This is a genomic window from Pseudomonas sp. CM25 (genome assembly GCF_013179705.1).
GTDB lineage: Bacteria > Pseudomonadota > Gammaproteobacteria > Pseudomonadales > Pseudomonadaceae > Aquipseudomonas.
In genome coordinates, this window is sequence record NZ_JABMCW010000026.1 from 1 (window position 1) to 13,059 (window position 13,059).

Here is a 13,059-nt window from a genome sequence, read left to right on the forward strand (position 1 = left end):
TGTTGTCCATCCACAGCCCTGGCGGGAAGCGGTCGTTGGAAATGTAACCGCCGGGCTTGTTCAACAAGGTGCCGGCCACGGTCTTCAGGGTTTCGATGGTGGTATAGCCCACTACCATCTGCTGGCCGTTGTGCTCGGCGGCGGACTGGGCGGTCTGCTGCACCGGGAACAGGTTCGGTTCTTCGCTCCAGTACCAGCCCAGGCCGATGCACACCAGCAGGTACAACCCGATCAGGGTACCCAGGGCACGGCTCCAAAGGCCGCCAACGTAGCTACGGGCGGCGGCGCCGCGGCCGTCGACACGCTCACGGGGCTCGGCTTTGGCCTCGCGGTTTTTCCAGTCCAGCATGGCTTTGTCCTTAAATTAGTCACGACGGTTCAGGGGCTTGGACCACAGGCCTACGCAAGGGTGCCACGGCAAGCCCGCATGGCAGCACTATAAAGCAGACACCGCCTTGCGCATAAGCGACCATTCGGTCAGCAACTGAATATTGGTTCTTGTGGCTTTGTTGATGCAGGGCACTCACTCGGCAGGTAAGAGCTGCTAGCATAGAGCCATCATTGCCTCTGCACCTCCAACCTACAAGTAGCCAGGACATGAGCCAAGCAGTCGAGCCGAGCCCGCAGTGCCCCGCCCAACAGCTGATGCGTAGCGGCCTGCGCAAGAACGACCCGCTTGACCAGGTGCTGCTGCCGGCCCTGCCCAAGCCGGTGTACATCCTGCTGCAGGACCATGACCGTGCCCAGCGCTTGGCCCAGCAACTGGAGTTCTTTGGCCTGGTGGTGCAAGCGTTGCCCAGCGCGGCGGCATTGCTTGCCTCGATCGGTGAATACCCGCCTGCGGCGATCATCATGGATGTCGACTTCACCGGCCGCGGCCAGGGCCTGCTGCTCGCCGCCAAGGTTCAGCAGGGCCTGGCGCAGCCTGTTCCGCTGCTGTTCTTCAGCCATCAGGAAACCGATACCCCGACTCGCCTGGCGGCTGTGCGCGCCGGCGGCCAGGACTTCCTCACGGGTACCCTGGAGGCTTCCAGCCTGCTGGAAAAGGTCGAACTGCTGACCAATGCCGCCCCTCATGACCCGCTGCGCGTGCTGATCATCGATGACTCCCGCACCCAGGCCCTGCACACCGAGCGTGTGCTGGCCAGCGCCGGCATGCTCACCCGCAGCCTGACCGACCCGATCGGCACCATGGCAGAGCTTGCTGACTTCCAGCCTGACCTGATCATCCTCGATCTGTACATGCCCGCGTGCACCGGCCCTGAACTGGCCAAGGTCATCCGCCATAGCGATCGTTATGTGAGCGTGCCGATCATCTACCTGTCGGCCGAGGACGATCTGGACAAGCAGCTGGATGCCATGAGCGAAGGTGGCGATGACTTCCTGACCAAGCCGTTTCGCTCACGCCACCTGATCACCACGGTGCGCAACCGCGCCGCACGTGCCCGGCACCTGAAGGCGCGCATGGTGCGCGACAGCCTGACCGGGCTGTACAACCACACGCACATCCTGCAGTTGCTCGAAGACTGCAGCTTCCGCGCCCGCCGCGAGCAACAGCCGTTGAGCTTTGCCATGCTCGACATCGACCACTTCAAGAAGATCAACGACCGCCACGGGCACCCCATGGGCGATCGGGTGATCAAGAGCCTGGCGCTGTTCCTCAAGCAGCGCTTGCGCAAGAGCGATTTCATTGGCCGTTACGGAGGTGAGGAATTCGCCATCGTCATGCCCAACACCGCGCTGGAGGCGGCGCACAAGGTGCTGGACGATATTCGCCGGCGCTTTGCCGAAATTCTGTACCCCGCGCAGCCGCAGGATTTGCAGTGCACCTTCAGTGCCGGGGTGGTGCAGCTGGATGACGGGCTGGATGCGCTGACCATGGCCAGTGCGGCGGATGAGGCGCTGTACCGGGCCAAGCATGCCGGGCGTAATTGTGTGGTGCGTGTGGAGCCCTGATGCGGCTTTACCTGTACTGGCCTCTTCGCGGGTGAACCCGCTCCCACAGGTTCTCCACCAAGGTTTAAGGCTGTGCAATCTCTGTGGGAGCGGGTTCACCCGCGAAGAGGCCGGCACAGGCAACACAGATACCGGCACTCTGCCACTTTTTTCTGACGCCAACCCTCTGCCGTCATCACCCAGTCACAAAATCGCAATAACTTCAGGCACCTACCTCTCCCACTCCCCTCCGCAGGAAGTTCGCGGCTATGCACCTGAAGTGGCTGACCAATTTCAACACCCTGTTGCTGGTGACCGTGTGTATCGCCCTGGGCGCTACCTTGTGGTGGTCGCAGCGTGCCCTGGAGCGCCCTTACCAGATGATGGAACGCTACCTGGACCTGTCCCAGCAGTTCCAGAACCAGGCGGCAGGCAATATCCGGGCGTACCTGGGCAGCGGCGATGCGTTGCGCCATGCGGCGGCCATGGACGCCAACCAGCAGCTACAGGCCGCCCTGGCCGACTGGCCCGACGCGCTCGGCGACCAACTGCGCCCCAGCCTGAACAGCCTGCAGGCCTTCACCGCCAATGAACTGCTGGCCGCCGGCAAGCTGGCCGGCGACCCTCAAGCCCTGCTGCTGCAGGCCGAACGGGAACTGGGCGCCAACTTCGAGCAACTGGCCGGCTATGCCCGCGACAGCGGCAGCGCCGACGCCCACCGCTACCTGCTGCCGCTGCTCGACGCCACGGTACACCTGGGCCGCTTGTCGCTGGCCCGGGACAAGCTGGTCAGCAGCGGCCGAGCGGAGCTGGCTGACGAAGTGCAGCGCGAACTGCAACTGATCCGCGCCCAGGCCCAGGCCATCGATGGCCTGCCATTGCTGGGCGTGACCCGCGCCGCCGAGTCGGGTGCCGACGACTTCGCCGCGATGATGGGCCTGGAATCCCAGGCCAGCGCCCGGCAGGAAGACATTGCCGTAGGCCTCAAGCGTGAACTGCAAAGCCTGCTCAGCCGCTACCCGGCCGAACTGCAACGCACCCGCGAACAGATCGAGCGTCGCGCCACCCTCGCCGCCAGCACTGGCCAGCGCCTGGACGCGGTGCAGCAGGCGATTGCGCGGCTGGAACCCGAAGTACGCGGCCAGCACGCAAGGATTGCCGCCGAGGTGCGCATCATCCAGGGCCTGATGATCGGCCTGATCCTGCTGATTGCCCTGCTGATCGACACCTTGCAACGCCGCCTGGCGCGCACCTTGACCGGCCTGGCCCCGGCCTTGTCGCGCTGGGCCGAAGGCGACTTCGCCCAGGCCATCGCCCTGGGCAAGACCAATCGCGAACTGCACGACATTCAGGAATCGCTCAACCGCCTGCGCCGGTACCTGGTGGAGCTGGTCGGCACCATCCGCCACAACGCCGAGCAGGTGGCGGGCAGCAGCCACGCTCTGGCCGGCATGAGCGCCGCCCTGCACGATGGCGCCGAACGCCAGGCCGGCGATACCGGGCAGATCCGCGATGCCCTGGGCGAGCTGGAAGCGACCATCCAGCAAGTGGCCGGCGATGCCAGCGCGGCGGCCAATGCCAGCCGCGATGCCGGGCATGCGGTGGAACAGGGCCAGGCGGTGATTGGCCAAAGCCTGACCGGTTTGCGTGAACTGGTTGACGAGGTACAGGGCAACGCCCGCATGATCGAGCAATTGGCAGAAGAGTCGGCGACCATCGGCGGGGTGCTCACGGTGATCCGCTCGATTGCCGAACAGACCAACCTGCTGGCCCTGAACGCCGCGATCGAGGCAGCCCGGGCGGGAGAGATGGGCCGGGGGTTCGCCGTGGTCGCCGATGAGGTGCGTTCACTGGCGCAGCGCACTACCGGGGCCACCGGTGAGATCCAGGCACTGATCGACCGCCTGCAGCAGGCAGCCAGGAGCTCGGTGGCGGGGATGCGCGCGCAGCTGGAGCATGCCGAGGCCACGGCCGACCAGGCCCAGGCGGCGGATGGGGCGCTGGAGGCGATCGTCTGCGCCATCCGCACCATTGCCGACACGGCGGTGCGGATTGCCGATGTCACCGCGCAGCAGACGGGCGCGGTGAGCGAGATTCGTGACCACAGCGAGCGGATTCATGAGCTGGGTGAGGATAATTTGCAGCGTATTGGCGAAGGGCGTGAGCAAGGGGAACAATTGCTGAGCCTGGGAGGCGAATTAAACCGGGCGGTGCAGGCGTTCAGGGTCTGAGCCGGCCTGCACGATACCTGTGGGAGCTGGCTTGCCGGCGATGAGGCCAAAACAGGCAACACAAGACAGTTGCTCCCACAAAGCCAACCCACAACAGTTCCGTTATCATGGCCTGCACGTTCCACCTCGCGAGTCCGCCATGCGCCGCCTGTTTTTCCTGCTGTTCCTGCTGCTGGCCAGCCCTGCCTTCGCCACGGGCCTGCTCGACAACCGTCCCAGCGCCACCCTCGGCGCCGCCTCGCTGGCCAACAACGCCGACTTCCTGCCGGTCCACGAGGCCTTCAAGCTCAGCCTGGTCCAGGCCGATGCGCAAAGCATAAAGCTGCGCTTCGTCGCCACCGAGGGCTACTACCTCTACCGCCACCGCTTCCAGTTCCACACGGAACCGGCCGACATCGCCTTGGGCGCGCCGAACATCCCCAAGGGCGAAGCCAAGCACGATGAGTTCTTCGGCGACGTCGAGGTGTACCACGGCGTGCTCGACATCGAGCTGCCACGCACCGATCCGCGTGCCTTCACCCTGCTGGTGGGCTACCAGGGCTGCGCCGACAAGGGCCTGTGCTACCCGCCGGAAACCGCCCGCCTGAGCATCGATGGCCCAGGTGGCGCAGCCGCACCCGCCAGCGCCGAACACGGCTGGAGCTGGAAATCGCTGCTGCTGTTCTTCCTCGCCGGGGTCGGCCTGACCTTCACCCCCTGCGTGCTGCCGATGCTGCCGATCCTGTCCGGCGTGGTGCTGCGCGGGCAGGTCGGCGGCCTGCGCGGCCTGGCGCTGTCGCTGGCGTACGTGCTGCCGATGGCGGCCAGCTTCGCGGCACTGGGTGCGTTGATGGGCCTGTTCGGCGCCGGCCTGAACCTGCAGGCACGCCTGCAGTCGGCCTGGGTGCTGGGGCCTTTCGCACTGTTCTTCGTGGTGTTCGCCCTGGCCATGTTCGGCCTGTTCGAGCTGAAACTGCCGCAGGCCCTGAGCACCCGCCTGGACAGCGTCGCCAGCCGCACCAAAGGCGGTTCGCTGCTGGGCGCGGCGGTGCTGGGCGTGTTGTCCAGCCTGCTGGTTTCGCCTTGTGTGTCGGCACCACTGGCCGGGGCGCTGCTGTACATCAGTGCCAGCGGCGATGCTGTCGGGGGAGCCCTGAAACTGTTCGCCCTGGGCCTGGGCATGGGTGCGCCATTGCTGCTGATCGCCACCGGCGGCGCTGCCTGGCTGCCGAAAAGCGGGCCGTGGTTGAACACGGTTAAAAACGCGATTGGCGTACTGCTGCTGGGGCTGGCGATCGGCCTGCTCAGCCGTGTGCTACCGGGCCCGGTGACCTTGCTGCTGGTGGGCTTCCTGGCCGCCGGCGTGGCGCTGTTCCTAGGCGCCCTGGAGTTTGTGGTCAAAGCGCCACGCCAGCGCCTGGCGCAGCTGCTCGGCCTGGGCTTGCTGGTGTACGCACTGGCCTGCTGGTACGGGGCCCTGAGTGGCCAGGGCGATCCACTGCGCCCACTGCCGGCCGCAGCGCCGAGCGCCACCAGCAGCACAGTGGCACAAGCGGATGCCTGGCAGACCATCACCACCCCCGCCGCCCTGGATACGGCCCTGGCCGAGGCCAAGGCGGCCGGCCAACCGGTCTTGCTGGACTGGTACGCCGACTGGTGCATCAGCTGCAAGGTGATCGAACACGAAGTGCTCAACGCACCCCAGGTGCACGCACAGCTGGCCGGCCTCAAGCTGCTGCGTTTCGACATCACCGAGAGCAATGCACAGCAGCGCAAGCTGCTTGATCGCTACCAGCTGTTCGGCCCGCCGGCGTTGCTGTTCTTTGCTGCGAACGGCAGCGAAATAACCGCTGATCGGGTCGTTGGCGAGATAAACGCCGGTGAATTCGCGCAAATCCTGGCACGCGTACGGGGCAAACTCGGGCTATAACTTCCCGCGAGCCGTGAAAAATCCTCGATACAGTGACCAGATTTAATTATTTGGTCACATACTTCGCGCGAATCTCGGACATCGTGCTGGCTATTGCCGGGAACTGGACACTTGCCGTCGCTTTACGGCACACTCGCCGCGCTGTGTCGAATTGCCCTACAAATCCAAGGAATCCGCAGATGGCAACGCTACTGGTGCTCCACGGCCCCAACCTCAACCTGCTCGGTACTCGCGAGCCAGGCCATTACGGCGCCGTGACCCTGGCCCAGATCAACCAGGACCTGGAGCAACGTGCCCGCGCAGCAGGCCACCATCTGCAGTACCTGCAGAGCAATGCCGAATACGAACTGATCGACCGTATTCACGCCGCACGCAACGAGGGTGTGGACTTCATCCTGATCAATCCGGCTGCTTTCACCCACACAAGCGTCGCATTACGTGACGCATTGCTTGCGGTGAGCATCCCATTCATCGAAGTGCACCTGTCAAACGTGCACAAACGCGAACCGTTCCGTCATCACTCCTACTTTTCCGATGTTGCCGTAGGGGTGATCTGCGGCCTGGGCGCCAGCGGTTATCGCCTGGCCCTGGAATCCGCACTGGAACAACTGGCTGCCAACGCACAGCCCAAATGATGAAAACCCTGGCCTCAGTGGGCCAGGGTTCGAGAGAAACGTTCTAGATACGTTTTTTGTATTTCGCCCCCTGACCGAACCTTTGGGAGTTGATGATTAATGGATATCCGTAAAGTCAAGAAACTGATCGAGCTGCTGGAAGAGTCTGGCATCGACGAACTGGAGATCAAGGAAGGCGAAGAGTCGGTCCGTATCAGCCGTCACAGCAAGACCCCAGCTGCCCAGCAGTTCTACGCACCTGCGCCGATGGCTGCCGCGCCTGTAGCCGCCCCGGTTGCTGCCGCCGCCGCGCCAGCCGCCGAAGCCGCTGCTGCCCCGGCCCTGAAAGGCACCGTGGTGCGCTCGCCGATGGTCGGTACCTTCTACCGCAAGCCATCGCCGACCTCGCCAAACTTCGCTGAAGTTGGCCAGTCGGTGAAAAAAGGCGACACCCTGTGCATCGTCGAAGCCATGAAGATGATGAACCACATCGAATCCGATATCGGCGGTGTGATCGACGCCATCCTGGTAGAAGACGGCCAGCCGGTTGAGTTCGACCAGCCGCTGTTCACCATCGTTTGAATCGCGGAGAGCCAACGATGTCTGCGAAGCTCGAAAAAGTCCTGATCGCCAACCGCGGGGAAATTGCCCTGCGGATCCTGCGTGCCTGCAAAGAGCTGGGCATCAAGACCGTCGCCGTGCATTCCACGGCTGACCGCGAACTGATGCACCTGGGCCTGGCAGACGAGTCGGTCTGCATCGGCCCCGCGCCATCCAAGAACTCCTACCTGCACATCCCGGCGATCATCGCTGCCGCCGAAGTTACCGGCGCCACCGCGATCCACCCGGGCTACGGCTTTCTGGCAGAAAACGCCGACTTTGCCGAGCAGGTCGAGAAATCCGGTTTTGCCTTCATCGGCCCTAAAGCCGACACCATTCGCCTGATGGGCGACAAGGTTTCGGCCAAGGCTGCAATGATCAAGTCGGGCGTACCGACCGTGCCGGGTTGCGAAGGCCCGCTGCCGGAAGACGAAGAAGTCGCCCTGGCCATTGCCCGTGACGTCGGCTACCCGGTGATCATCAAGGCCGCCGGTGGCGGTGGTGGTCGCGGCATGCGCGTGGTGCACAAGGAAGAGGACCTGATCGCCTCGGCCAAGCTCACCCGTACCGAAGCCGGTGCTGCCTTCGGCAACCCGATGGTGTACCTGGAGAAGTTCCTGACCAACCCACGTCACGTGGAAGTGCAGGTGCTGTCCGATGGCCAGGGCAACGCCATTCACCTGGGCGACCGTGACTGCTCGCTGCAGCGCCGTCACCAGAAGGTGCTGGAAGAAGCGCCGGCCCCGGGCATCGACGAGAAGGCCCGTCAGGAAGTCTTCAAGCGTTGCGTCGATGCGTGCATCGAGATCGGCTACCGCGGTGCAGGCACCTTCGAGTTCCTGTACGAAAACGGCAGCTTCTACTTCATCGAGATGAACACCCGCGTTCAGGTTGAGCATCCGGTGTCGGAAATGGTCACTGGCATCGACATCGTCAAGGAGATGCTCAGCATCGCCGCTGGCAACAAGCTGTCGTACCGCCAGGAAGACGTGGTTATCCGCGGCCACTCGCTGGAGTGCCGGATCAACGCCGAAGACCCGAAGAAGTTCATCCCGAGCCCAGGCAAGGTGAAGCACTTCCACGCCCCGGGCGGCAACGGCGTACGTGTCGATTCGCACCTGTACAGCGGTTACTCGGTTCCGCCGAACTACGACTCGCTGATCGGCAAGCTGATCACCTACGGCAAGGACCGCGACGAAGCCATGGCGCGCATGCGCAATGCCCTGGACGAGATCGTCGTCGACGGCATCAAGACCAACATCCCGCTGCACCGCGACCTGGTGCGTGATGAAGGTTTCTGCAAAGGCGGCATCAACATTCACTACCTCGAGCACAAACTGGCTAACCAGGAGTGATCGAGTAGTGTGATGTACCCAAAGCCCCGGCCCAGTGCCGGGGCTTTTTATTGCCTGTCCGCGTTTCACAAATCCTTGTAGGAGCGGCCTTGTGTCGCGAAAGGGCCGCAAAGCGGCCCCGGCGATATCCGCGGCGGAGCTGAAATCGTGGGGCCGCTGCGCGCCCCATCGCGACACAAGGCCGCTCCTACAGGGGATAGCGTCAGGGCTCCCCCTTCATCCGCGGCATCTCGATGCGGTGCTCGTGCACCCGTCGATACAGCGTCGCCCGTGATATCCCCAACGCCCGCGCGGCATCGGCCGGCTTCCAGCGATGGCGGATCAGCGCATCCAGCAGCAACTGACGTGCCGGGCAGGACACTCCGCTTTCAGCCGCCGCTACCGCCTCGCCGCGCACCTCGGTCGGCAAATCCTGCAACCGCACCAGCCCGCCTTCGCTCACCGCACAGGCATAGCGCAACACCTGGCGCAACTGGCGCAAGTTCCCTGGCCAGCGGTAAACCAGCAGCGCTTGCAGCGCATCGTCCGCCAACACCACTTCGACCGCGCAGGCCTCGGCTTCCTCGGCCAGCATCTGCTGAATCAAGCCCAGGCGATCATCGCGCTCACGCAGCGGCGGCAGCTCGAAACGGGCATTGGCCAGGCGGAAGTACAAGTCCTCGCGGAAGTGCCCGCCTGCCACCCTCGCCGCGAGGTCGCGGTGGGTGGCGCAGATCACCTGAATATCCACCCGCTCGCGCTGAGCTGCGCCCAAAGGCGCCACTTCGCCCTCGGCCAGCACCCGCAGCAGGCGGGTTTGCAGGTTCAGCGGCATATCCCCGATTTCATCGAGGAACAGCGTGCCGCCGTCGGCCTGCTGCAACAGGCCCTGCATGCCTTTGCTGGAGGCGCCGGTAAAGGCCCCGGCCACGTAGCCGAACAGCTCGCTCTCGATCAGGCTTTCAGGGATTGCCGCACAGTTCAGCGTAACGAAGGGCCCCGCGCGGCGCTTGCTCTGCTGGTGCAACTGGCGGGCGAATACTTCCTTGCCGGCCCCCGTCTCGCCTTGTACCAGCACCGCCAGGTTGCAGTCCTTGACCCTCGTCGCCAGCCGCAGGTGGTGCTCGATACGGGCGTCCTGGGCCTGGCGTAACGGCTGCGCGCGCTGGCGTAGCTGCGGTGCACTGACCCGGCCATACAGCCCGCCCAGACCTGGCAGACGCTGGGCAGACGCTGCATTGACGCGGCGCAGCTGGTCCATGTCGAACAGCTCACCGATGTGCTCTGGCAGGCGCCCCAGGCGCTCCACCAGGCGTTGCCGCGCCAGGCTGTTGATCGCCTGCAGGCGGCCATCGGCGTCCCACGCCAGCAGGTAGTCAGGCTGGCTTTCCACATAGCCCGGCGTGCCATGGGCGCGCATCACCCAATGGCCTTGGGCACTGTGCATGAAAAACGCGTTTTCGATTTCGCGGGCAGTCTGCTCCACCAGCTGGCGGATCAGGTGCTGACTGCGACGGTCGTCCGGGGACTGCAAGGCCGAGACATCCACCACGCCCAGCAACTCGCCCTGCGGGTCGAACACCGGTGCTGCGGTACAGGTCAGGCCGATGAAGGCCGCGCGAAAATGATCACGCTTGTGCACCGTGACAGGCGCCCTGCTGGTCAGCACCGCCGCCACCCCGCAGGTGCCCTCCTCGCCTTCCGACCAGCAAGTGCCCAGGTACAGCCCGGCCTTGCGGCAGTCGTTGCGGATGGATGACTCCACCCGGTAGTCGATGGTACGCCCCAGGCCGTCGGTCAGCAGCACGCAGTAGTCGGCGCCGCGCACCTGCTGGTGCAGGCGCGCCACGGCATCACTGGCGATACGCAGGAACAGTTCCGCACGTTCACGGCATTCGTTGAGCAGGCTTTGCGAGAGGATGCGCGGCCCTTGCTGAGAGCCAGGGTCGAGGTGGTGCAGGTCCATGGAGCGGCGCCATGAATCGAGGATCAGCGCAGGCACCGGCGCCTGCGGCAGGCGATCGGCGTTCTTCAGCACCCTGCTGACGCAGTCGACATGGGCTCGGGAGTTCGCGGCAAGCATTCAGGCCCTCCGGTTCTCGTTGCTGTTCTTGTCGTTGTGCGGCCATTAAGCGCTTCCGAACATGCCCCGACAAGCACTGCGTGATTACCGGCTCGCTTGAGACGCAGCGTCTCGGCGTCTCGGCAATTACCACCCTGCGCAGGCACCCGGCGTCTCGCCGGCGCTGCCGTCAATGTGCGGCCGAGCGCATTCAGACCGCTCTGCCTCAGGTATTTCAGCGCAGCTGGAGAAAGCTGGCACCGGGCTTGCTCCTGCCTTATGGCAAACAACAATACGAGGTGCGCCATGCCGCTACCCGCCCCGACTGTCGGGATCATTGCCAACCCGGCCTCAGGCCGCGACCTGCGCCGCCTGACCGCCAATGCCGGGCTCTATTCGAGCACCGACAAGGCCTCGGCCATCCAGCGCCTGCTTGCTGCCTTCGGCGCCACCGGCATCGGCCAGGTGCTGCTGCCCAGCGACATGACCGGCATCGCTGCCGCCGTGCTCAAGGCCAGCAACGGCCCGGTCGCCCATGACCAGCACTGGCCTGCCATTGAAATACTCGACCTGCCACTGACCCAGACCGTGGCCGATACCCACCAGGCCACCCGACGCATGGTCGAACGCGGCGTGGCGATGATCGCCGTGCTCGGTGGCGACGGCACACACAAGGCAGTCGCCGCCGAGGCCGGTGACATACCCCTGCTGACCCTGTCCACCGGTACCAACAACGCTTTCCCCGAGTTGCGCGAAGCCACCAGCGCGGGCTTGGCCGGCGGCTTGCTCGCAAGCGGCCAGGTGCCCGCCAGCATCGGCCTGCGCCGCAACAAACGCCTGCTGGTGAAGGTACCCGAGCAACAACTTGCGCAGTGGGCCCTGGTGGAAGTGGCGGTGTCACCCCAGCGCTTCATCGGTGCACGCGCGCTCAGCCGCAGCGAAGACCTGAGCGAAGTGTTCGCCTGTTTTGCCGAGCCTCACGCCATCGGCCTGTCGGCCCTGTGCGGCCTGTGGTGCCCGGTCTCGCGCCAGGACCCGCACGGCGCCTGGGTACGCCTGAACCCGGGTGCCGACCAGGCGCTGCTCGCGCCACTGGCGCCCGGCCTGCTGCAAGGCTGCGGCATCACCGCCAGCGGCACGCTGACAGCGGGCGTCGCCCACCGCCTGAGCCTGGCCAGCGGCACGCTGGCCCTGGACGGCGAACGCGAAATCGAATTTGCCGAGCACGACACCCCCACCATCACCCTCGACCACCAAGGCCCGCTGAGCGTGGATGTCGAGGCCGTGCTGGCGCATGCCGCCCGCCACCACCTGCTGGCCGTGCCTCGCGGCCATCGGCTGCACCCTGCAAACCCGCGTTGAGACAACCCTGGAGAACAACAAGATGTCCAATCAACTGAGTACCGAACAACTGCTGCATGCCTATGAAGTGATGCGCACCATCCGCGCCTTTGAAGAACGCCTGCACATCGAGTTCGCCACCGGCGAAATCCCTGGCTTCGTCCACCTGTATGCCGGCGAAGAGGCTTCCGCCGCCGGGGTCATGGCCCACCTGCGCGATAGCGATTGCATCGCCTCGACCCACCGTGGCCACGGCCACTGCATCGCCAAGGGCGTCGATGTGTACGGCATGATGGCCGAAATCTACGGCAAGAAGACCGGCGTGTGCGGGGGCAAGGGCGGCTCGATGCACATTGCCGACCTGGAAAAGGGCATGCTCGGTGCCAACGGCATCGTCGGTGCGGGTGCGCCACTGGTGGCCGGTGCTGCCCTGGCCGCCAAGCTCAAGGGCCGCGACGACGTGTCGGTGGCGTTCTTCGGCGACGGTGCCTCCAACGAAGGCGCGGTGTTCGAAGCCATGAACATGGCGTCGATCATGAACCTGCCGTGCATCTTCGTCGCCGAGAACAATGGCTACGCCGAAGCCACTGCCTCGAACTGGTCGGTGGCTTGCGACCACATCGCCGACCGCGCCGCCGGTTTCGGCATGCCCGGTGTCACCATCGACGGCTTCGACTTCTTTGCCGTGCATGAAGCCGCCGGGGCAGCCATCGAGCGTGCGCGTGCCGGGCAAGGGCCGTCGCTGATCGAGGTCAAGCTCAGCCGCTACTACGGGCACTTCGAAGGTGACGCGCAAACCTACCGCGCGCCCGACGAAGTGAAGAACCTGCGCGAAACCCGCGACTGCCTGATGCAGTTCCGCAACAAGACCACCCGTGCCGGCCTGCTCACCGCCGAGCAACTGGACGCCATCGACGCCCGCATCGAAGACCTGATCGAAGACGCCGTGCGCCGTGCCAAGTCCGATCCCAAGCCGCAGCCCGCCGATTTGCTCACCGACGTCTACGTCGCCTACCCCTGAGCCCCGGACTAC

General features: G+C 65.0%; 10 protein-coding genes. 8 read left to right on the plus strand and 2 right to left on the minus strand.

From position 1 onward, the window contains the following. The coding region (locus tag HP546_RS04910) for a DUF2333 family protein (protein ID WP_172220462.1) at nt 1-349 on the minus strand (349 nt) is incomplete at its 3' end. 248 nt (nt 350-597) lie between these two features. Here HP546_RS04910 and HP546_RS04915 point away from each other — a divergent pair. The 6 genes from HP546_RS04915 (at nt 598) to accC (ending at nt 8,644) form a co-directional block, all read left to right on the plus strand. Continuing rightward, on the plus strand, nt 598-1,956 hold the full coding sequence (locus HP546_RS04915; RefSeq protein ID WP_172220484.1) for a diguanylate cyclase: 1,359 nt from the start codon (nt 598-600) through the stop codon (nt 1,954-1,956). Between the two features lie 1,430 nt (nt 1,957-3,386). Further along, complete coding sequence (locus HP546_RS31750; protein ID WP_372242411.1) at nt 3,387-4,166, plus strand: methyl-accepting chemotaxis protein; 780 nt, start codon at nt 3,387-3,389, stop codon at nt 4,164-4,166. Nucleotides 4,167-4,305: 139 nt separating this feature from the next. Next, entirely contained in the window at nt 4,306-6,075 is a 1,770-nt protein-coding gene (locus tag HP546_RS04925) for a protein-disulfide reductase DsbD (RefSeq protein ID WP_172220490.1), read from the plus strand. A gap of 179 nt (nt 6,076-6,254) precedes the next feature. After that, a complete protein-coding gene (gene aroQ, locus HP546_RS04930; RefSeq protein WP_003255330.1) occupies nt 6,255-6,710 on the plus strand; it encodes a type II 3-dehydroquinate dehydratase in 456 nt (151 codons plus the stop codon). A gap of 99 nt (nt 6,711-6,809) precedes the next feature. Then, nucleotides 6,810-7,271, plus strand: a complete 462-nt coding sequence (accB, locus tag HP546_RS04935; RefSeq protein WP_172220493.1) for an acetyl-CoA carboxylase biotin carboxyl carrier protein — start codon at nt 6,810-6,812, stop codon at nt 7,269-7,271. A 17-nt stretch (nt 7,272-7,288) separates the two neighbouring features. Beyond that, nucleotides 7,289-8,644, plus strand: coding sequence for an acetyl-CoA carboxylase biotin carboxylase subunit (gene accC / locus HP546_RS04940; protein ID WP_172220496.1), 1,356 nt, complete (start codon nt 7,289-7,291; stop codon nt 8,642-8,644). A gap of 202 nt (nt 8,645-8,846) precedes the next feature. Here accC and HP546_RS04945 read toward each other — a convergent pair whose 3' ends face one another. After that, nucleotides 8,847-10,706, minus strand: coding sequence for a sigma-54-dependent Fis family transcriptional regulator (locus tag HP546_RS04945; protein ID WP_172220499.1), 1,860 nt, complete (start codon nt 10,704-10,706; stop codon nt 8,847-8,849). Nucleotides 10,707-10,991: 285 nt separating this feature from the next. Here HP546_RS04945 and HP546_RS04950 point away from each other — a divergent pair, with 285 nt between their 5' ends. Further along, nucleotides 10,992-12,047, plus strand: coding sequence for an ATP-NAD kinase family protein (locus tag HP546_RS04950; RefSeq protein WP_172220502.1), 1,056 nt, complete (start codon nt 10,992-10,994; stop codon nt 12,045-12,047). A gap of 22 nt (nt 12,048-12,069) precedes the next feature. Next, nucleotides 12,070-13,047 carry a thiamine pyrophosphate-dependent dehydrogenase E1 component subunit alpha gene (locus HP546_RS04955; protein ID WP_172220505.1) on the plus strand — a complete coding sequence of 326 codons (978 nt, stop codon included), beginning with the start codon at nt 12,070-12,072 and terminating at the stop codon, nt 13,045-13,047. The last annotated feature ends 12 nt before the right edge of the window (nt 13,048-13,059 follow it).

Coding starts and splice junctions, on each gene's coding strand:
- HP546_RS04915 (WP_172220484.1), top strand. CDS start 598: ATGAGCCAAGCAGTCGAGCCGAGCCCGCAGTGCCCCGCCCAACAGCTG.
- HP546_RS31750 (WP_372242411.1), top strand. CDS start 3,387: ATGAGCGCCGCCCTGCACGATGGCGCCGAACGCCAGGCCGGCGATACC.
- HP546_RS04925 (WP_172220490.1), top strand. CDS start 4,306: ATGCGCCGCCTGTTTTTCCTGCTGTTCCTGCTGCTGGCCAGCCCTGCC.
- aroQ (WP_003255330.1), top strand. CDS start 6,255: ATGGCAACGCTACTGGTGCTCCACGGCCCCAACCTCAACCTGCTCGGT.
- accB (WP_172220493.1), top strand. CDS start 6,810: ATGGATATCCGTAAAGTCAAGAAACTGATCGAGCTGCTGGAAGAGTCT.
- accC (WP_172220496.1), top strand. CDS start 7,289: ATGTCTGCGAAGCTCGAAAAAGTCCTGATCGCCAACCGCGGGGAAATT.
- HP546_RS04945 (WP_172220499.1), bottom strand. CDS start 10,706: ATGCTTGCCGCGAACTCCCGAGCCCATGTCGACTGCGTCAGCAGGGTG.
- HP546_RS04950 (WP_172220502.1), top strand. CDS start 10,992: ATGCCGCTACCCGCCCCGACTGTCGGGATCATTGCCAACCCGGCCTCA.
- HP546_RS04955 (WP_172220505.1), top strand. CDS start 12,070: ATGTCCAATCAACTGAGTACCGAACAACTGCTGCATGCCTATGAAGTG.